This is a genomic window from Methylomonas sp. ZR1, assembly GCF_013141865.1.
Lineage (GTDB): Bacteria > Pseudomonadota > Gammaproteobacteria > Methylococcales > Methylomonadaceae > Methylomonas.
Map to the genome: position 1 here is coordinate 2545407 of NZ_RCST01000001.1, position 19575 is coordinate 2564981.

Here is a 19575-nt window from a genome sequence, read left to right on the forward strand (position 1 = left end):
ATTTTTTCGGCGAATCCGAATTGTTACCCTTCGGATTCTATGCCAATCGACCGGTATCGGCAATGCGCCTGACAAAAGCCTTACTGCGGATCCACCTGCGCAATCCAATCGCCTAAATTATAGTAGTTGGTGATGCGCGCGACTTTACCGTCGCGAATATCGAAAAACGCGCCGGCCGGCAAACGATAAGTTTGGCCGTTGGCTTCCGGCAGACCTTCGTCGGTATTCAGATATTCGCCCAATACCACAAACTCCGCTGCGCCGCGGGTGCCGTCCTCGTTAGCCATGATCACCATATCCACCAACTGTTCTTTGTAGTGGTGATTCATTTTTTTCATGAACTCAGCGAAAGCAGCCTTGCCTTGCTCGCGGTCGCCCTGGTTGATGTCATGTACCACTTCGTCGGTCAACAAGCTCAGAAAGGTATCCATGTCGCCGCTGTTGAATGCTTGATAGTACTGTTCGATAAGTTTTTTTGCTTGTTGCATAGTGGTATTGGTGCCTGGATTAAAAACCGGCAATTCTGCCAGAAGCCCGGTTTTTTTTCAGCTTAAAATTCCACGCCCTGCTCGGCTTTGATGCCTGCGGCAAAAGCGTGTTTGATTCGGGTCATCTCGGTGACCGTGTCGGCAGCCTCAATGACTTCCGGCGCCGCATTGCGGCCGGTCATCACCAAGTGTAGCCAGGTGGGTTTATCGTTTTTGATGAAATCGGCGATTTCCTGGCCGCTGATCCAGCCGTAGCCACAGCAATAATTGATTTCGTCCAGTATCACCAGATCGAATTCTTCGGAGAGGATTTTTTGTTTGGCAAACTCCCAAATCTCCCGGCTGGTTTTAATATCTTGCTCCGGATTCTTGGTATCCCAGGTAAAACCATCGCCCAAGGCATGCCACTCGATCTCTTCGAATCGCGTCGCCGCCCGTTGCTCGCCGGTTTGCCACTGGCCTTTGATGAATTGAATCACGCAGACCTTCATGCCCCACCCGGCGGCGCGGAATACCATGCCAAACGCACTTGAGGACTTACCTTTACCTTCGCCGGTGTGTACCAGTACAACGCCGTGCCTTCTATCTCTGGTTTTCATTAATTATGCTTCTCTGGCCGATTTAGCAGCCGCTTGTTCAAGTTGACCGCGCATTGTAACAACTTAATAACAGCCAAGAGACAGAAGCAGGACTGCGGCACGGCTAGCGGTCAGGCGAAGGGCAAAAGCTTCAGTGACGAATACTTTTGCCGTGCCGGCTTAGCAATGGCGTGTCGATCTAGCCCAGGCCCGACTTGCGCCGTACGGAATAGCCCAACGTATACAATCCGGCAACAAAAGTCCAAAACGCGGCAGGTAACGGCACGGGGGCGTAGCTAAAACCACTGCCGCTCAGCAACTGATAACGGCTATCGGCAATACCGAGATACACCAAACCGGTGTTCCCGAAATTGGCCGAGGACTCGGTCAGGGTTGGTTTGAAATAGCTGCTAGCACCCGCTCCGACTTCCAGAAAAGCATCCAGTGAAATCAAGGTATTGACCGGCACCGAAAATGTCGCCACGCCGGTACACGACGCCAGCCATGAACAACTGAAGCTGCGCGGTGTATAACCATTTTCCGTGAAAGAAATACTGTCACCCGTACTTAGTTGCACAGCACCGCTGGCGGCCGCGGTGCCGGACAGTGCTCCCGACACCAAATAAGTCAAAGTCAGATCGATATTTCGACCGCTGGGACCCGCCAACTTGAAGTTATCGGCAAATGACACTTTGCTGCTGGCACTGGCGACATTCGCGGCATAGGCTGTCGCACTGGCACTGGCACTGGCTTTCATTACGCCGGGAGTGACAAAACCGCCGGCGGCGGAGCGGTACGTCTCAACGTAACTACCCGGCCCGCCCGCATTGGGTACTTGATACAACGCATCGACCGCAGACGATGAAGGGCTATTGATGTTGTTTAACACCTTGGAATCCGCATCGTAGGACTGACTGCCATAAGCGGCGTTCGCGCTGGCGATCACGGTCAAGGATGTGGTGTACGCAGCTGCTGTTGGTGCATAAGCCAACACTGCACAAAGCGCCAGCAAAGACGAGAAGCGATTCATAAAAGTCCTCTAATTGATTAACGTTGTTAAGAATGGTGGGTATCACAACTACCGGCCAGGCTCAAAACGTGTGCCGGTGCGCTTAAACGCTACTTGGGAAGTCAGAAAAGTTTCAGATACCGGCAGCAGCGGCCCATTGCCGACGCATCGCTCCGATTAGCGCCAATAATACCGATCCGAATAGCCAAGCCGTGGCTGGCAACGGCACTTGAGAAATCCCTGAAACGTTTGCGTAAGCATGAGTGGTAACCTTGAAGGATACCCGCCCTGTACTCGTGGTAGGCAGCGTGACCGATAAAGTGCCAGCGGCCTGGTTCGGCAAACTACCGACGAAACTGGCATTAAGGAACAGATCCTTACGGCTGGACAAAGATCGGTTGGGATCACCGAAATCGTTTACCACCAGTAACACCCAGGCCGCCGCCACATCATTGGTCCCGCTGCCAGGCACCAAACCGATATTGATGCTGTAGTCGACCGAGAAGGTTGTCGCACCGGCTCCTGAACCGGTAAAGCTGCCGGTGCGATAACTCTCGGTGGTCACTGCATCGCCGAATGCTGGATCTGTATCCTGGGAATAGCTGTGCAAAATATTTGAATCGACATCGGCTTTCGAGGTAAGCGAGCGAATCCCGCTCCCCGTTTGTAAGCTGACCAACGGCGTCACCCAATCTGATGAATAGGTGCCTTCCCCGTAAGGCGTGTCCATCCGCGTATCCACGCGCGAAGATTTATCGTACCAAGCAATTCCGGCATTGGTGCTGGTTCCCGAAGTCACTCTCAAGGTATTCCAGTCAACGCTAACCTCGGCAGTTGCGTTCGCACTCGCGACGGCACTTGTATTGAAGACCAGCAGATAGAGGATGGACAGGGTTAGTAATGCAGTTTTGAATTTCATAATATTTCCTTTGGAAATGCGAAGCTTGGCTTCACCGGTCAGTTCGAATTTCTAAACGAACTGAAATCGGTAGCATAAATAAAGGGCTACTCACTTGGACCAATGGCCAGATAACTGCAAACTACATCGACATCGGTTTCCAAACCGGTTTCGGTATTGGCTGCCGAAATGGCTATCAGGTCTCGGCCACCAGCCGCACCACCCGGAACGTACTCGATAGACCAAGGAACAAACGTAGTACCGGCGTTTGGCATACCTTCGGCGGAATAGATACTAACGGTTACATCAGGTCTGGCCGAAAAAGGTGGCACACTGGCCCAAAGCAATCGGGTATGCGCGCCGCCCTCGCCTGGTGTCATGTTTTCCGTGCCGCTGACGATTTGGGTGTTATTGATATTCAGAACTTGCTGGGTCATGGCTAATACTCCATCTTTTTGGTATTTAATTAAGTAACCATATAGATACCATTTAGATTTTTTGCGTCAATCGTAAATTATTGGTTTTATTTCGGTACTATTTCACAGACTTTTTTCCTAAAACGGAGATGTCGTGTCCATCCTAGTATTAGCCAGCTATGTCCATGCTCATTGCCTGAACGTTGAGCACTTGCCTTGTTCGGGCGAATCCTTGCAAGCAACCGGCATGATCGAGGAACACGGCGGCAAAGGCTTGAATGTTGGCATAGCCGCGCATAGGCTTGGCGCTGAGGTGGCAATGCTATTGCCGCTGGGAATGGACTCGGCGGCGGATGAAGTAATTGAGCTCATCAAGAACGCGGGCATGAACAGCCGCTGGCTGCTGAAAACAGGACCGCAATCCGGTTTTGGCGTGGGCTTCATTAGCCCGACCAGCGAGAACTTCCTCGCAGTCTATCCGGGCGCCAACACGCTGCTGAAAGAGGAACACGTCGAACAAGCCCTGGTCTCCCTGCCCCATCTAAATCTGATTTACGCCCAATTCGAAATCCCGGAAGCACCGATCCACAGAGCCTTCCAGATCGCTGGTCAGCTTGGTATCCGCACTATGCTGAACCCCTCGCCCTGGCGGCAACCTGATCCCGGCTTGTTAAAGCTGACCGATATTTTGGTGGTAAACGAAACCGAAGCCGCTGCATTATTCGGCCTAAGCAACAATGTGATCAGCCTGGCACAGTGGCTGAGTAACTTATGCAAGTGGACGCAACAAATTGCCTGGTCCGGGGAACTACTGGTGGTCACACTGGGTGAGGCGGGATGCGTGGCGTTGACGAAAGGCGTGGTTCTTCACCAACCGGCTTGGCCAATAGCTGCACTGGACGCCACCGGTGCCGGCGACGCATTCAGCGCCGGCCTGGCAACTGCCTTACTGAATAGTCTGAGTTTAACCGAGGCTTTGAGACTAGCCTGTGCCTGCGGTGCCTGGGTTGCCAAGCATCATGGCGTATTGAGGTGCTTGCCGACGCCAGCCGAGATCGACCACTTTATGAAAACCAATCCAATACCAAAATTAGTCTAGTTCGGCCGGATCTTTAGATTGACCCGGTAGGTATAGGCGTCGCCGCGAAACGTGCCTTCGACATACTCCACAATCTGCCCGTTGTCGGCGTAGGTCTTGCGCTTCAACAACAAGCAGGGACCCGGCTGGTCAAACCCGAATACGCCGGCTTCCACGTCATCGCTGAGCACCGCTTCGATGGATTGTTCGGCGTGCACCAAGCCCAAGCCGCATTGGAGCTCAAGGTATTGATAGGCGGAGCCTTCGCCGTTCCAATCAGCCAAAGCCGGCGCTACCGTTAGATCGTACCAAGCCACTTCGCGCGATAGCGGCATACCGTCTCCCAAGCGCACCCTTACCAAACGTAGAAATCGCGTAGACGCCGGACGATTAAAAATAGACGCGATAGTTCTATCGACGACAATCTTGTGCTCGAGAATTTGCGTAGACGGGGTAACTCCCAACTCGCGCATTTCCTCGGTAAAACCTTTCAGTTTACCCATCTCCGGATTAATCCGCGAAGGTGGCGCCTTAACCGTGACGCCGGCGCGACCATGAGTGGCAATACAATCCTGAGCCCGCAATTCTTCATAACAACGCCGCACCGTGGTGCGACTAAGATCCAACGCTTCCGCCAAAGCTCGCTCGGATGGCAGACTAAAACCATCTCCGAGCTCGCCGGACTGGATCATATCGTTGATGCGTCTTTGCAGTTGCTTGTAGACAGGCTCGGAAATGCCGGTATTCGGGCGAATTTTCTCAATGAAAGCACTGCTGTCATTGGCGGCGAAACTATCGGCTTTTATTTCGATATGGCTGGAAGCACTGGAAGACATTGTGGTTGACCCGGCATATTCATTTACGCAGCAGATTGTGGATCTTAAAGCCCAAGATAGCCGCTGCCAGCAAAAAGGTAATAGCGTTAGCTACTATGATAGCTATGTTCACCAAATAGATACCATAAATCAACCACAGCAACACCCCCAAGGTAAACATGCTGTACATGCCTAGCGACAAGGATTCGGTGTCGCGGGTTTTGAAGGTCTTAATTGCTTGAGGCAGAAAAGAAGCGGTGGTCAAAGTCGCCGCCAGATAACCGATTAGCTCGGGAATTAGGTTCATGTCAGAAAAATCAAGCCGAGAAATGTTGCCAGCCAAAATAGCTTAAAGCGACCAGCAATAATTGCGCGAAAGCCAACAGCCAGAAATAACCCACAAACATCATGATCTTAACCGGCGTTTCCTGGCTTTGTTTAGAGCTGACTAACCAGCCGCCGATGCCGGAAACGGCAGCGACGACCAGCAAGCCTATAATGATAATACTCATTGCAATCAGCGCGGCGGGGGTGCCAATACCTCACGGGAGCCGTTGGTTTCCGGCATGCTGACCACGCCGGCGTTTTCCATGTCTTCGATGATGCGCGCCGCGCGGTTGTAACCGATTTTGAAACGGCGCTGCACGCTGGAGATAGACGCTTTGCGCGATTCGGTAACGAACGCCACCGCTTCATCGTAAAGCGCATCGGATTCGCTGTCTTCGCTGTCCAAACCGGCCACTTCGCCGCTATCGGTGCGCTCTTGAGTGATTTCGTCCAAATAATTGGTCGGACCGGTTTTTTTCAGGAACTCCACCACCCGATGTACCTCGTGGTCATCCACAAACGCACCATGGGCGCGCAACGGGATACTAGTGCCGGACGGCAGGAACAGCATGTCGCCGTTACCCAGCAAGGCTTCCGCACCGCCTTGGTCAATAATGGTCCGGGAATCGATGCGCGACGATACCTGGAAAGAAATTCGGGTCGGCACATTGGCTTTGATCAAACCGGTCAACACATCCACTGATGGACGCTGGGTTGCCAACACCAAATGAATACCAGCGGCTCGTGCCTTTTGCGCCAAACGGGCGATCAGTTCCTCGACCTTTTTACCGACCACCATCATCATGTCGGCCAACTCGTCGATGACGATGACGATGCTGGGTAGTGTGTCCAGCAAAGGATAGTCTTCCAATGCCACCGGCGTTTCCGGCCGGAATAGCGGGTCGCGAATCGGCTGACCGGCCGCTTCCGCTTCCCTGACCGCCTGGTTATAACCGGCCAGATTTCGCACACCCAATTTGGACATCAATTTGTAACGACGCTCCATTTCCGCCACCGCCCAACGCAAGGCGTTTTGCGCGTCCTTCATGTCGGTAACGACCGGCGTCAGCAAATGCGGGATGCCTTCGTACACCGACAATTCCAGCATCTTCGGGTCTATCATGATCATTCGCACATCTTCCGGCTTGGCTTTGTACAGCAAACTCAGAATCATGGTGTTGATCGCTACCGATTTACCGGAACCCGTGGTGCCGGCCACCAGCGCATGCGGCATTTTGCCCAGATCGGCCACCACTGGCGTGCCTGAAATGTCCTTACCCATCGCGATGCTGAGCTTGGATTTAGCCCGCTCAAACTCATCCGATACCAGTAAGTCGCGTAGCGAAACCATTTCCCGCTCTTGATTCGGAATCTCCAAACCAATCACCGATTTACCTTCGATAATCTCGACGATACGCACGCTGGTTACTGACAAACCGCGCGCCAAGTCTTTGGCCAGGCTGCTGATGCGGCTGACTTTCACACCGGCCGCCAAGCGTAATTCGAACCGGGTAATCACCGGTCCAGGCAATACCGCTTCCACTTCGGCGGCGATACCGTAATCCTGCAATACATCCTCGACTTGGCGGGAAATTTCTTCCAGCTCGGTTTTGGAATAGCGCTTCACCTTGATTTCACGCTTGTCCAGCAAAGACAAGGTTGGCAAGGCGTTGATGTAGGCGCCGGGCTCCATATCGTCCACGGGTTTGCTGTCTTTTCTACGCAAGGGTCTAACCGCGACAGCGGCAGAAGGTTGCGCGGCTTCTAGCACTTGAATTTGCGACTTTTTCGCGCGCTCTTCGGTTTTAACTTCGGATTGCTGATTACGCGGTTTTTTGGTTTCTTTTACAGGTTCGAGTCGCGCGGGTCTATCCGCGCGATAACGCTCGGGCACCTCAACTGCCTGCCGGCCCACAACCGAACAGGCCGTCATCGCGCATTTGCCGATAAACGCCATCATCGTCAGCCAGGACAAGCCGGTAAACAAGGTCACGCCGGTCATGAAAATGGCCAGTAACAACAGGGTAGAACCGGAATTGCCTAACAGATGCACCAAGGCGTCGCCAATTTCCCGCCCCAGAATACCCCCCGGGCTCTCCGGCAAATCCATCTTGGTACGCAGAAAATGCAGGTGCAAAAACAGAATCGCCGAGCCGGACACTGTAGTAGCCAGAAAACCGGCCGAGCGCGACGCCAGCGCCCACTGCCCACCGGTCTGGCGGGAACCTTGAAACAGGATGTAGCCATACCAGAAAATCATCACCGGAATCAGGTAGGCCATCAAGCCCAGAAAACTCAGTACAAAATCCGCCAGCCAGGCACCAAACAAACCGCAGGCGTTACTGATGGATTGATACGATGTGCTATGACTCCAACCCGGATCGTTGGAATTAAAAGTGACCAGGGCAATTAAAAAAAACAACGCACAACTCGAAAATCCCAGTAATGCGATTTCGCGATAGCCTCGCGAGGCTCTTTCTTCCACAACAGCAACCATAGTTGTCGGCTCACAATAAAAGCGTCACAAAACATGATTATAGATGATGTAAATCGATTTCACATTAGCTTTACCGGCCACGCCATTAAAAACCAGTTGGTAAATCGGTTTTATCGCGGGGGGAATGCCCTTATAATTTTGCTACCCTAACCCGCATGGAGACTCGACATAATGGCTGCCGCAAAACATTGCAAACTCTTAATCCTAGGTTCCGGCCCGGCCGGTTACACCGCAGCCGTTTACGCCGCGCGCGCTAACTTGAATCCGGTGATGATCACCGGCATGCAACAAGGCGGCCAATTGACCACCACCACTGAAGTGGACAACTGGCCCGGCGACGTGGAAGGCCTGCAAGGCCCGGATTTGATGGAACGGATGCGCCTGCACGCCGAGCGCTTCAATACCGAAATCATTTTCGACCATATCCATACCGCCGATCTTTCGCAAAAACCGTTTACCTTGACCGGCGATGCCGGCGTCTACACCTGCGATGCGTTGATCATTGCCACTGGCGCTTCCGCAAAATATCTGGGTCTGCCGTCCGAGGAAGCGTTCAAGGGTAAAGGCGTTTCCGCCTGCGCCACTTGCGACGGTTTCTTTTACCGCAACAAACCGGTCGCGGTGATCGGCGGCGGTAATACTGCTGTGGAGGAAGCACTGTATTTGTCCAACATCGCCTCCGAGGTGATCGTGGTGCACCGGCGCGATAAATTCCGCTCCGAAAAAATCTTGTCGGACAAGCTGATCGAAAAATCAAAATCCGGCAACGTGCGTATCGAATGGAACCACGAGTTGGACGAAGTACTGGGCGACGACATGGGCGTTACCGGTTTGCGTATCAAGAGCACGCAGGACGGTAGCACCAAAGATTTAGACGTGCACGGCGTGTTTATCGCCATCGGCCACACCCCCAACACCGACATTTTTGCCGGCCAGCTGGAGATGGAGCACGGCTATATCGTCGTTAAAAGCGGCATCCACGGCAATGCCACGGCCACCAGTGTACCCGGCGTATTCGCGGCTGGCGACGTGATGGATTCACATTACAAACAAGCCATCACCTCGGCTGGCGCCGGCTGTATGGCCGCTTTGGACGTAGAAAAATATTTGGACGAATTGACCGGCTAGGTCTATCCGCTATTGGGGCGGTTAAAACCGCCCCAATACGCTTTCAATATATCCAAGGCAACAGCCGCCAGGTCGATAAGCAAAAATCGGCATAAACCACACCGAACTCAGCCAGCAGCATCCGCTCTTCAATCTCGATTCTGCGAATAAACGCCCAAACCGTCGGCCCTAGCAACATCGCCAACGCCAGAACATCGCCCATCGCCACTCCGGCGGCAAACAAGGCTATCAACAAGCCGGTGTAGGCCGGATGCCGTAACCAGCGGTAAGGCCCTTCTTTGATTAATCTGTGTTCTTGCTGTATCAGCACGTTAGTTGTGAAAAATCGGCCCAATTTCATCACCGCCACGTAACGCAAATAAAGCCCCGAAGCAAACAACAGCATGGCCAACACTTGCCTAGGCAGATAATCAATCCTTATAGGCGCCAACGCCAGATTTTTAAACCACAATGCCAGCGCCAGACTTGCCAAAATACTGATCCACAAAATGCGCTGCGAACGCCGCTCCGTATTCACGACCGGCCCGGCTTGCAGCGCAGTACGGCGGGCCAAAGCAATTTCCGCCGCTATCCAAACCAGGCAAAGCACTAGCCACAAAATCCGTACCGATGTCATTAATCGCCCTCCGGCGCAGTGTGCGTGAAATGACGGGTATGCCAGGATCCCCGCGCCTCGTGTAACATACCGCAATTTGCCGGCTGTTATGAAAAAGATCATCGAACTGAAACAGGTTTATAAGGACTATCCGCAAGCCGGCACGCTGCAAACTGTCTTGCATGACATCAATCTGGATATTTACCCCGGCGAATTTGTTGCCATCGTCGGCCCGTCCGGCAACGGCAAATCCACCCTGCTCAATCTGCTGACCGGCATCGACCATCCCAGCCAAGGCCAAATCAGCGTCAACGGCACCGAGCTGCAAACACTCAGTAACGAAAAACTCAGCATCTGGCGCGGCGCCAATGTCGGCATCGTGTTTCAATTCTTCCAGTTATTGCCTACCTTGAATCTGCTGCAAAACATCGTGCTGCCGATGGACTTTCTCGGCTCGTTAAACAAGCAACAGCGCCTTGACCGGGCCATGTATTTGCTGGAACTGGTCGGACTGGCCGATGCGGCGGAGCGCCTGCCCAGTCAGGTGTCCGGCGGCCAACAACAACGGGCGGCAATCGCCCGCGCACTGGCCAACGACCCGCCGCTGATCGTCGCCGACGAACCCACCGGCAATCTGGATGCGGCCACCGCCGATTCGGTGTTCGATTTGTTCACCCATCTGCGCGACCAAGGCAAAACCCTGGTGATGGTTACCCACAACGAAACCCTGGCCGACGCCGCCAGCCGCAAACTGGAAATCCGCTCCGGACGAATCCACGCCGACAGCCAACCGGTAGGCAGCAGGTGAATACGCTGTGGCATAAAGTCTGGGCCGACTTATGGCTGACTAAAAGCCGCACTGCCTTGGCGATTATCAGCATCGCCGTCGGCGTCTGCTGTGTCGGCACATTGTTCGGCATGATCGATTTACTGCTGAGCAAAATGGATGCCGCGCATCGGCAATCGCAACCGTCACACATCAATCTGATTTTGCGCAATGATGCCGATATCAGTTTGTTAGAGCAAATCAAAGCCATACCCGGCGTAGCCGGCGTCGATACGCTGACGCCGCTGAGCGTGCATTTCCGCCAACCTGGCGAGACCGACTGGCAATTGGGAACTCTGATCATCCGGACCGACTATGGCAAGCAACATTTCGACAAAACCGCATTACAATCCGGCGATTGGCCGGGCGTTAATCAAGTAGCGATAGAAAACCTGTCCGCCCTGTCCAGCGGCATGCAAAGCGGCGACGTCGAATTCGAAACCGCCCAAGGCCCGCAGACCTTGCCTATCGGCGGTATCGTCCGCCATCCCTTCGTTAAACCGCCCAAATTCGGCGGCCAAATACATTTTTTTGCCGGCACCGCGCAAGCCACCCAATTCGGCATTCCGGCACACAGTTTCCGGCAGTTGCTGGTGCAAATCGCCGAACCTTACAGCAGCGAATCCGCCCGCAGCGTTGCCGGGCAAATTCGCAGCCTGCTGAGCGCGCAGCATATCGGCGTCAACGTCACCTTGTTGCAAGACCCGGAACAACATTGGGGCCGGCCGTTTTTAGCCGGGATCAACGGTGTACTGCAAATCATGGCCTTGGTCTCGTTAGCCCTGGCTAGCGTATTAATTTTAAACACAGTATCGGCCCATATTACCCAGGAAACCGACCAGATCGGCGTCATGAAAGCGCTGGGCGCCAAGACCGTAACGATTGCAAAACTGTATCTGCTGGAAATCCTGTTTTTATCGTTGGCGGCGATAGTTTTCGCCGCACCACCCGCTCTAGCTGCCGCTTATTTCAGTGCCTGCCGACTGCTGGCTTTATTCAATATCGATTGCGGCGCATTTGCCATTTCCGTGCCAGCCATTAATTACATGCTACTCGGCGGCCTGCTGGCGCCCTTGCTGGCGGGTTTGCCGCCGATTCTGCATGGTGCGGCGCTGACGGTGCGTGCGGCAATCGCCAGTTACGGCGTGGGCGCCGATTTTGGCTACAACCGTTTCGATCTGCTAATAGAAAAGTTCGGCGCGCGCTTTCTGCCGACTTTATCCGCCGCAGCCTTAGGGAATTTGTTCCGCCGTAAAGCCAGGCTGGTCTTGACGCAAAGCGTATTGATCTGCGCCGGCGTGATGTTTTTAGTGCTAACCAGCTTGATCGCCTCGCTGAATTTAACACTGGACCGAGAAATGGCCCGCAGCCGTTATGCCGTGCGGCTGGGTTTTACCGTCGACCAACCCGAGCAAAAAGTACGTGACATCGCGGCAGCGGTAGCCGGCACGGAAAAAATTGAATGCTGGCAACGATCCAGCATACAAATTGCCAAAAACGGCCTAGCTTTGCCGCAAAAAGGCAGCCTGGGCCTGCAGATGCTGGCCTTGCCAGAAAACTCAAGCATGTATCAACCGCTGATCGAATCCGGACGCTGGTTGCAAGCCAGCGACGCTGGTCAGCGCGTGCTAGTGCTGAGTGCGGATACGGCCGCGCTCAACGGTATCCAAGCCGGCGACATGCTGGACGTCGCGCTAGGCGCCGATCACCAAAAATGGCAAGTGATAGGTATCTATCGTTGGTTGGCCGGCAATAGCTATGCGGTGGAACCGGTCTATGCACCGTTGGAAACTCTACGGCAGATCACTCAAAACCTGGAAATGGCGTCGTTTGCACTGCTGGATGCGCCGGTCGCCGACCTACATCAGGAGGCCGACTACCTACGCAACTTGCAACAACAGTTTCAGGACCATGATGTACAACTGGATGTTTACACCACGCTTGCCAAACTGGAACAACGCCAGTTTACCCGCAACCAGTTCAAATCAGTGCTCAACACCCTGCTGGGCCTGGCCTGCATGATTGCAGCGGTCGGCGGTATCGGTTTATCAGGCACATTAGCCATTAGCGTATTGCAGCGCATTCGCGAAATTGGCGTGTTGCGCGCCATCGGCGCCCCGTCCAAAAAAATATTCCGCATGTTTTTACTGGAAGGCCTGCTGCATGGCGGCATGGCTTGGTTACTGAGTATTCCTTTGGCTTATTTGGCCGCCGAGCCGCTAGCCAAACAACTCGGACAGACTATGCTTGGCATACGGCTGGATTTCCGTTTCGACTGGTGGGCTGTTCTGTACTGGCTGATGATCATGTTAATCGTGGCCTGGATAGCCGCCTTCTGGCCGGCGCGCAAGGCAACCCGCCTGAACATTAGAGAATGTTTGGGACATTGAACAGCTGAGTATTGGGTTTTACCTAAATGAGCCGTGGCCATTTATTAATGATTACAAACGCTTTGCTTAACCGGATTAAATTTCTGTTACTGGGCTGTTGCGTGCTGGTCAGCTTTTCAGCGCTGGCCGACGCACCAGTGCGGATCGGTGTATTAGCCTATCGGCCCAAGCCGCAAACCCTGGAACAATGGCAAGCACTGAGTAAAGTCTTGCACCAGGCTATACCGGAGCGCGAATTCATCGTCGAAGCTTTGAACTACGACGAACTGGAGGCCGGTGTGGACAGTAGCCAATTGGACTTTGTGCTGACCAATCCCGGCCACTATGTCCATATCAGCTATCAACACGGCTTTTCAGCACCGCTGGCCACATTGCTCAGACACGAGGACGGCGGCTCTCAGGATAAGTTCGGCGGCGTCATCTTTGCGAAAGCCGAGCGTTTGGATATCAACGCACTCGGCGACCTGCGCGGCAAAAAAATCGCCGCTACCAGTCAAGACTCCCTGGGCGGCTTTCAAATGCAAGCCTACGAAGCCGCCCAAGCCGGCATAGACATAGTCAAGGCATCCCAATTGGTCATCACAGGTATGCCGCACGATGCGGTAACGGAAGCGGTATTGTCCGGGCACGCCGATATAGGCTTTGTCCGCACCGGAGTTCTGGAGGATTTGGCCAAAAATGGCAAGCTCGATCTGCGGCAAATCAAAATTCTCAACGTCCAACCCTCTAGTGAATTCAAGCTGCTATCGACTGCGCTTTATCCCGAGTGGCCGTTTTTAGCCATGCCCAACGTAGACCGCGCGCTGGCCAAAAAAGTCGCCGGCTGTTTGCTGCTGATGAGCCCCGACCTCATTCCGGGGATTGAAGGCTTTACCATCCCGGCCGATTACAATTCGGTGGAACAACTACTGCGGAACGTGCGCGCCAAGCCGTTCGACGCCGTTCCGTCATTCACGTTGACGGATATTTGGCAACGCTACCCGACACCGATACTGGCACTCAGCGCCGGTGTCATGCTGGTAGTGTTACTCAGCTTGAGTTTGTTCTGGGTAAACCGTTATCTCGCTGCGGAACGGCGCCGAGTCCGCGAACAGAATATTCGGCTGGCGGATAGCGAATATCGCTGGAAATTTGCTCTGGAAGGCGCCGACGAAGGGGTATGGGATTGGGACATCATCAGCGGCGAGGTGTTTTTCTCGCCGCGCTGGAAATCGATGGTGGGTTATCAACCGGAAGAATTCGCCAATAACTTCGATGCCTGGCGCGACAGCCTGCATCCGGACGATACCGACCGGGTGCTACAAACCCTGTCCGACTACTTCGACGGCAAGAATAAATTGTATTGGGTGGAGTTTCGCATGCGCTGCAAGGATGGACGCTATAAGTGGATACTCGCCAAGGGCATGGTGGTGGCGCACACACCGGAAGGCAAACCGCAACGGATGTTGGGTACGCATGTCGATATCGATAAGCATAAACAGATAGAACAAGAATTAAGGCAAAGCCACGACGCCTTGTTGCGTTCCAATGTCGATCTGGAACAGTTCGCTTACAGCGTCTCCCACGACATGCGACAGCCTTTGCGCATGGTCTCCGGCCATTTGCAATTTTTGGAACGCAATCTCAGGGAGTCACTGGATGAAGACGCGCGGCAAAATCTGAATTTTGCGCTGGAGGGTGCCAAACGGATGGATGCGATGATCGTCTCGCTGTTGGAGTATTCGCGCGTCGGCCGCAAGACTCAACAAAAATCCTGGATTGCCAGCGACGCGGTCCGCGACGAAGTGTTGCAATTCGTCGAACCCTTGGCAACACAATGCCAAGCCAACATCCGTTGCCAAGGCGACTGGCCTATCCTGTATGCCAGCCGCGACGAGCTCAGCCGCCTACTGCAAAACCTGTTGGTTAACGCCCTGCACTACCGGCAAGAATACCAAGCTCCCATTATCGATGTTAACTCCGAGGTCATTGACGGCTGTTGGCGGCTCAGTGTGCGCGACAACGGCATCGGTATAGACCCCCGACAATTTGATAGGCTGTTTCAGTTCTTTAGCCGCCTGCAAGCCCGCACGCGCTTCGAAGGCACCGGTATGGGCCTGGCTTTGTGCCGGCGCATAATAGAACATCACAACGGCAAAATATGGGTGGATTCCGCCGGCGAAGGCCTGGGCTCCTGTTTTACGTTTGAAATTCCCTTGGGCTATACCCCCGCAACCGACAGCCAGCCGACATGAATAAGCACCCTGAAACTTCGGTCGGCGCCCAGCCACGCTCAAGCCTGAGCAAACCGCGGTATTACAGCCACTGGCTGACGGTGGCAGTCCTGCTGATTACATTACTCACCAGCTACCAGGCTTGGCGGATTGCGGTTGAAGACTTGGCACACGAACGCCAGCTCTATTTCGATTTCCGCGTCCGGCAATTGGTGCAAAGTATTGAGCAACGATTACAAACTTACGAGCAAATGTTATATGGCGCCCGGGGTTTGTTTGCCGCATCAGGATTGGTAGAACGCAGCGAATATAGGGAATATGTCTCCGCACTGAACCTTGACCAACGCTTTCCCGGCATCCAGGGCGTGGGCTTTTCGCTGTGGATACCGAAAACCGAGAAAGACCGGCATGTTGCCCAGATGCGCAAACAAGGCTTTGCCGATTACGACATCCATCCCGTTGGCGAGCGGGATTTTTACACATCGATAATTTATCTGGAACCATTTTTAGGTCGCAATCTACGCGCATTCAGTTTCGACATGTTCTCTGAGCCAACACGAAACCGCGCGATGAGCTATGCCCGCGACAACAACAGCCTGGGCATCAGCGGCAAAGTGATCTTATTGCAGGAAACCGAACAAGACGTGCAAGCCGGCTTTTTAATGTACCTGCCAGTGTATAAAAAGGACGTGCCGCACGACACGCTGGAGCAACGCCGCGCCGATCTGCTGGGTTGGGTTTACGCACCATTCCGCACCAAGGACTTAATGGCCGGAATTGGCGGCGAACTAGAAAGCGATTTGGGATTGGAAATATTCGACGGAGAAACATTAAACGAAGAAAGCCGCATGTACGGCTCCGCACCGCCGGCAAACATTCAACCACTATTGACTTCCAAACAACAGATTGTATTGGCTTGCCACCCATGGACCTTATTGATTCATGCCGAACCGAATTTCCAAGCGCGGGTCGATCAAGACAAGCCATTCATTATCGCCGGCAACAGCGTAAGCCTGAGCCTGCTATTAAGTCTGTTGACTTGGCAATTGGTGAATAGCCGCAGCCGAGCAATGGCCCTGGCAGAAAACATGACCGCCGAATTGCGCGAGAGCGAAAGCCGGTTCCGCGCCATGGCGGACTCGGCGCCGGTGATGATTTGGCTCTCGGACACCACCCAGCGTTATTATTGGTTTAACAAAGTCTGGTTAGACTTTACCGGGCGCAGTATCGAACAAGAACAAGGTAATGGTTGGTCAGAAACAGTGCATCCGGATGAACTGGCGTTTTGTCTAAACCACTACACGCAACACTTTGAAAAACACCTGCCGTTCAGCATGGAATATCGGATGAAACGCTACGATGGTGAATATCGCTGGTTGCTCGACACCGGCATTCCCCGTTACGACGACCACGGCGAATTCGTCGGTTATATCGGCTCGTGCATCGACATTACCGAACGCAGACAAATCAGCATGGCGCTGGAAACCAGCAACGCCGATCTGAGCCGTTTCGCGGAAATTTCCGCCCATCATTTGATGGAGCCGACTCGCCGCTTCGGCAGTTTTACGCAACGCTTACGCAACTCATTGAAGGCGTATCCTGAAGCCTTAGGCGACGAAGACATTAATAGCAGCCTGGATTATCTGGAACACGACGCCCAGCGTTTAATCGGTCTGGTACGTGACATTCAACTGTATGTGACGGCCGATCAAGCCCGCGACAAAATGACCCATGTGGACGCCAAAGCCGCTGCCGAAGCAGCTATCCAGGCATTAGCGGACAAGATAGCAACTGCCGGCGCCAGTGTCAGCGTCGGTGAATTACCGCATGCCTTTATCGATCTCCCCCGCATGACCGAACTTTTTAGATTGCTTTTGGACAATGCCGTCAAGCACGGCAGGCCAGCCCATCCTGAACACCCCTTACACATCGAAATTGGCGGCGTATCCGATCTGGACGTAAATCGTTATTATGTGCGCGATAACGGCGACGGAATCGATGCGGAATACCGGCAACGGGTCTTTGAAATTTTTGAGCGCCTGCATTATCGCGACAACGAGGCCGGCACCGGGATCGGTTTGTCGATAGCCCGCCGTATCGTCAGTAGCTGTCGCGGCAAAATTTGGATAGAAAGTACGGCGCAGAACGGTACGGCAGTGGTGTTCGAGCTACCCAATATCGCAGGAAATAAGCATGACGGATAAATCAACGCCGCTGTTCGATGTGTTGCTGGTGGAAGACGAACCCGCCGACGCCCATCTGGTGAAAATGAGTTTCAAGGAAAACCGGGTGCGTTGCAATCTGCATCATGTCTGGGACGGTGTCGAAGCGCTGGCGTTTTTGCGGCGGCAAGGTGCCGACTATACCGATGTGCCGCGCCCGGATTTGATCTTGCTGGATCTGAATATGCCGCGTATGAACGGCCGCGAGTTTCTGGCTAAAATCAAGTCGGAACCGGACTTCTCCAGCATCCCGGCTATTGTCCTGACCACATCCGATATTGAGCGCGACGTAGTGGCAACCTACCAACTCGGCGCCAGCAGTTACATCACCAAGCCGGTGGATGTCGAACAATTTATCGCGGCGGTTCGGCAAATCGAAGGCTATTGGTTCAATGTCGTGCGCTTACCCAGCAAGCAATAACTATGACTGAAGCGACAAATTGCTGCGTTTTATTAATTGAAGACGAACCGGGCGATGCCAGCCTGGTTCGGCAATATTTGCGTGCCTCGCCTAATCTGCGTTTTGAGTTGATCTGGCGCGAAAATTTGGCGGATGGCGAACAAATCATTGCCCAACAAAAGATCGATGTGGTGCTGGTGGATTTGAGCCTACCGGATTCGCGCGGCCTGGATACCGTCAGACGCATCCGCAAAGCGACCCGAGTGCTGCCGATTATCGTGCTGACCGGGCACGACGATACCGAGTTTTCTCTGAAGGCTCTAGACTGCGGCGCGCAGGATTATCTGCTCAAGACCAGCATAGACACCGACAGTTTAGTCAGGGCAATACGCTACGCATTGACGCGGATAAGCTTGGAAAAACGGCTTCACGAGTCCGAACAACGGATGGGCATGGCCTTACAGAGCGCCAGCCTGGGCTTATGGGATTGGCATATTCCCAGCGGGAAAGTGATTTTTAACGACCTATGGGCCTCGATGCTGGGGTACACGCTTGACGAAGTCGGATCCGATATAGACATATGGAAACGCTTGGTGCATCCGGATGACTGGCCGTTAATCACAGCCTCTCTGGAGCCGCATTTGCGCGGCGAAACCGACCTTTACTCTGTTGAACATCGTTTACTTCACAAGGATGGTCATTGGGTTTGGGTACACGATACCGGCCGCGTGCTGGAGTGGGATTTTCATGGTCAACCAATTCGCGCGGTGGGTATCCATCAGGATATCAGCTTACGCAAGGCGTCGGAGTTGCGCGACCACTTGCTGATATCAGCCCTGGAAACGGTGGAACACGGTGTCGTGATCACCGACATCAATGCCAATATCGAATGGGCCAATAAAGCTTTTGAAACCCTGACCGGGTTTAGCCGCCACGAAGCTATCGGTATGCGGCCCAACGAACTGGTCAAATCCGGCAAGCAAGACCCGGCCTTTTATCACAATTTATGGGACACCATACTGTCCGGAAACACCTGGCGCGGCGAAATCGTCAACCGGCGTAAAAATGGCGAACTGTATGACGAAGAACTGGTGATTTCCCCCGTCAAGGATCAGCAAGGCTGCATACGCCATTTCGTCGGCGTTAAGCAGGATGTCAGCGAACGTAAACGGATGCAAACCGAACTGTGGGAATTGGCAACGACCGACGGATTGACCGGTTTTTTAAATCGCCGGCACTTTATGGCCCGTCTGGAAAACGAATTTGCTAGGGTAAAGCGCAATAATCACCGGGTAGCGGTATTAATGCTGGACCTGGATCATTTCAAGCAGATTAACGACGGTTACGGACACCCCACCGGCGACGCGATGTTGCAGCACTTTGCCGGCATTATGCGCGCGGAATTGCGCCAGATTGATGTGGTGGGCCGGATTGGCGGCGAGGAGTTCGCGATATTCATGCCTGAGACCGATGCCGAACCCGCCATGATCATTGCCGAACGCTTACGTAAGGAGCTGGCCGATACACCGCTGATGATAGATAAGCATGTGATTCCAATAACCGTCAGCATCGGGATTGCCTTAATGCATGCCGATAGCGGTACGGCGGATTGCGTCTTGACCAAGGCCGATAAAGCGTTATACACCTCTAAGGAAAATGGCCGGAACTGCGTGCGCGTCTGGCTTTAGCGGTCTA

The 19575-nt window shown here is 53.7% G+C and carries 18 protein-coding genes; 8 read left to right on the forward strand and 10 right to left on the reverse strand.

What is annotated here, in order from left to right; translation table 11 throughout:
• Nucleotides 1-80 precede the first annotated feature (80 nt).
• The 5 genes from DDY07_RS11430 to DDY07_RS11450 form a co-directional block, all read right to left on the reverse strand.
• Nucleotides 81-488 carry a ketosteroid isomerase-related protein gene (locus tag DDY07_RS11430; protein WP_171695986.1) on the reverse strand — a complete coding sequence of 136 codons (408 nt, stop codon included), beginning with the start codon at nt 486-488 and terminating at the stop codon, nt 81-83.
• Nucleotides 489-550: 62 nt separating this feature from the next.
• Nucleotides 551-1087, reverse strand: a complete 537-nt coding sequence (gene cobO / locus DDY07_RS11435) for a cob(I)yrinic acid a,c-diamide adenosyltransferase (protein WP_033155417.1) — start codon at nt 1085-1087, stop codon at nt 551-553.
• 178 nt (nt 1088-1265) lie between these two features.
• Nucleotides 1266-2096: a hypothetical protein gene (locus DDY07_RS11440; protein ID WP_171695987.1), complete on the reverse strand. Its 831-nt coding sequence runs from the start codon at nt 2094-2096 to the stop codon at nt 1266-1268.
• A 112-nt stretch (nt 2097-2208) separates the two neighbouring features.
• Complete coding sequence (locus DDY07_RS11445; RefSeq protein WP_171695988.1) at nt 2209-2994, reverse strand: hypothetical protein; 786 nt, start codon at nt 2992-2994, stop codon at nt 2209-2211.
• An 86-nt stretch (nt 2995-3080) separates the two neighbouring features.
• On the reverse strand, nt 3081-3410 hold the full coding sequence (locus DDY07_RS11450) for a hypothetical protein (RefSeq protein WP_033155420.1): 330 nt from the start codon (nt 3408-3410) through the stop codon (nt 3081-3083).
• A gap of 133 nt (nt 3411-3543) precedes the next feature.
• Here DDY07_RS11450 and DDY07_RS11455 point away from each other — a divergent pair, with 133 nt between their 5' ends.
• Complete coding sequence (locus tag DDY07_RS11455; protein ID WP_171695989.1) at nt 3544-4488, forward strand: ribokinase; 945 nt, start codon at nt 3544-3546, stop codon at nt 4486-4488.
• On the opposite strand, the gene DDY07_RS11460 is transcribed toward DDY07_RS11455, so the two are convergent.
• The 4 genes from DDY07_RS11460 to DDY07_RS11475 are packed head-to-tail and all read right to left on the reverse strand — an operon-like array spanning nt 4485 to nt 8106.
• Nucleotides 4485-5303, reverse strand: coding sequence for a GntR family transcriptional regulator (locus DDY07_RS11460; protein ID WP_171695990.1), 819 nt, complete (start codon nt 5301-5303; stop codon nt 4485-4487). The genes DDY07_RS11455 and DDY07_RS11460 overlap by 4 nt on opposite strands.
• A 19-nt stretch (nt 5304-5322) precedes the next feature.
• Nucleotides 5323-5589: a SemiSWEET transporter gene (locus tag DDY07_RS11465; RefSeq protein WP_033155423.1), complete on the reverse strand. Its 267-nt coding sequence runs from the start codon at nt 5587-5589 to the stop codon at nt 5323-5325.
• A 10-nt stretch (nt 5590-5599) separates the two neighbouring features.
• Nucleotides 5600-5794, reverse strand: a complete 195-nt coding sequence (locus DDY07_RS11470) for a hypothetical protein (RefSeq protein ID WP_171695991.1) — start codon at nt 5792-5794, stop codon at nt 5600-5602.
• A gap of 5 nt (nt 5795-5799) precedes the next feature.
• A complete protein-coding gene (locus DDY07_RS11475) occupies nt 5800-8106 on the reverse strand; it encodes a DNA translocase FtsK (RefSeq protein WP_033155425.1) in 2307 nt (768 codons plus the stop codon).
• Nucleotides 8107-8277: 171 nt separating this feature from the next.
• On the opposite strand from DDY07_RS11475, the gene trxB reads away from it, so the two are divergent.
• Entirely contained in the window at nt 8278-9234 is a 957-nt protein-coding gene (gene trxB, locus DDY07_RS11480; protein WP_033155426.1) for a thioredoxin-disulfide reductase, read from the forward strand.
• 43 nt (nt 9235-9277) lie between these two features.
• On the opposite strand, the gene DDY07_RS11485 is transcribed toward trxB, so the two are convergent.
• Complete coding sequence (locus DDY07_RS11485; RefSeq protein WP_216614743.1) at nt 9278-9850, reverse strand: isoprenylcysteine carboxylmethyltransferase family protein; 573 nt, start codon at nt 9848-9850, stop codon at nt 9278-9280.
• 88 nt (nt 9851-9938) lie between these two features.
• Between DDY07_RS11485 and DDY07_RS11490 the strand changes: the two genes are divergently transcribed.
• Genes DDY07_RS11490 through DDY07_RS11515 form a run of 6 tightly spaced genes read left to right on the forward strand, consistent with a single transcriptional unit; the run spans nt 9939 to nt 19568 of the window.
• Entirely contained in the window at nt 9939-10637 is a 699-nt protein-coding gene (locus DDY07_RS11490; protein ID WP_171695992.1) for an ABC transporter ATP-binding protein, read from the forward strand.
• A complete protein-coding gene (locus DDY07_RS11495) occupies nt 10634-13045 on the forward strand; it encodes an FtsX-like permease family protein (protein WP_171695993.1) in 2412 nt (803 codons plus the stop codon). The genes DDY07_RS11490 and DDY07_RS11495 overlap by 4 nt, the downstream gene beginning before the upstream one ends.
• A 47-nt stretch (nt 13046-13092) precedes the next feature.
• On the forward strand, nt 13093-15279 hold the full coding sequence (locus DDY07_RS11500; RefSeq protein ID WP_171695994.1) for a PhnD/SsuA/transferrin family substrate-binding protein: 2187 nt from the start codon (nt 13093-13095) through the stop codon (nt 15277-15279).
• The gene (locus tag DDY07_RS11505) at nt 15276-17462 is read left to right on the forward strand and encodes a CHASE domain-containing protein (protein WP_171695995.1); all 2187 of its coding nucleotides are present in this window, start codon (nt 15276-15278) and stop codon (nt 17460-17462) included. Before DDY07_RS11500 ends, DDY07_RS11505 begins: the two co-directional genes overlap by 4 nt.
• Complete coding sequence (locus DDY07_RS11510; RefSeq protein WP_171695996.1) at nt 17452-17901, forward strand: response regulator; 450 nt, start codon at nt 17452-17454, stop codon at nt 17899-17901. Before DDY07_RS11505 ends, DDY07_RS11510 begins: the two co-directional genes overlap by 11 nt.
• Nucleotides 17902-17903: 2 nt before the next feature.
• Entirely contained in the window at nt 17904-19568 is a 1665-nt protein-coding gene (locus DDY07_RS11515; RefSeq protein ID WP_171695997.1) for a diguanylate cyclase, read from the forward strand.
• Nucleotides 19569-19575: the final 7 nt, after the last annotated feature.

Bases quoted from the DNA above. Each gene is read 5' to 3' on its own strand.
- DDY07_RS11430 (WP_171695986.1), bottom strand. From the start codon at position 488: ATGCAACAAGCAAAAAAACTTATCGAACAGTACTATCAAGCATTCAAC.
- cobO (WP_033155417.1), bottom strand. From the start codon at position 1,087: ATGAAAACCAGAGATAGAAGGCACGGCGTTGTACTGGTACACACCGGC.
- DDY07_RS11440 (WP_171695987.1), bottom strand. From the start codon at position 2,096: ATGAATCGCTTCTCGTCTTTGCTGGCGCTTTGTGCAGTGTTGGCTTAT.
- DDY07_RS11445 (WP_171695988.1), bottom strand. From the start codon at position 2,994: ATGAAATTCAAAACTGCATTACTAACCCTGTCCATCCTCTATCTGCTG.
- DDY07_RS11450 (WP_033155420.1), bottom strand. From the start codon at position 3,410: ATGACCCAGCAAGTTCTGAATATCAATAACACCCAAATCGTCAGCGGC.
- DDY07_RS11460 (WP_171695990.1), bottom strand. From the start codon at position 5,303: ATGTCTTCCAGTGCTTCCAGCCATATCGAAATAAAAGCCGATAGTTTC.
- DDY07_RS11465 (WP_033155423.1), bottom strand. From the start codon at position 5,589: ATGAACCTAATTCCCGAGCTAATCGGTTATCTGGCGGCGACTTTGACC.
- DDY07_RS11470 (WP_171695991.1), bottom strand. From the start codon at position 5,794: ATGAGTATTATCATTATAGGCTTGCTGGTCGTCGCTGCCGTTTCCGGC.
- DDY07_RS11475 (WP_033155425.1), bottom strand. From the start codon at position 8,106: ATGGTTGCTGTTGTGGAAGAAAGAGCCTCGCGAGGCTATCGCGAAATC.
- trxB (WP_033155426.1), top strand. From the start codon at position 8,278: ATGGCTGCCGCAAAACATTGCAAACTCTTAATCCTAGGTTCCGGCCCG.
- DDY07_RS11485 (WP_216614743.1), bottom strand. From the start codon at position 9,850: ATGACATCGGTACGGATTTTGTGGCTAGTGCTTTGCCTGGTTTGGATA.
- DDY07_RS11490 (WP_171695992.1), top strand. From the start codon at position 9,939: ATGAAAAAGATCATCGAACTGAAACAGGTTTATAAGGACTATCCGCAA.
- DDY07_RS11500 (WP_171695994.1), top strand. From the start codon at position 13,093: ATGATTACAAACGCTTTGCTTAACCGGATTAAATTTCTGTTACTGGGC.
- DDY07_RS11505 (WP_171695995.1), top strand. From the start codon at position 15,276: ATGAATAAGCACCCTGAAACTTCGGTCGGCGCCCAGCCACGCTCAAGC.
- DDY07_RS11510 (WP_171695996.1), top strand. From the start codon at position 17,452: ATGACGGATAAATCAACGCCGCTGTTCGATGTGTTGCTGGTGGAAGAC.
- DDY07_RS11515 (WP_171695997.1), top strand. From the start codon at position 17,904: ATGACTGAAGCGACAAATTGCTGCGTTTTATTAATTGAAGACGAACCG.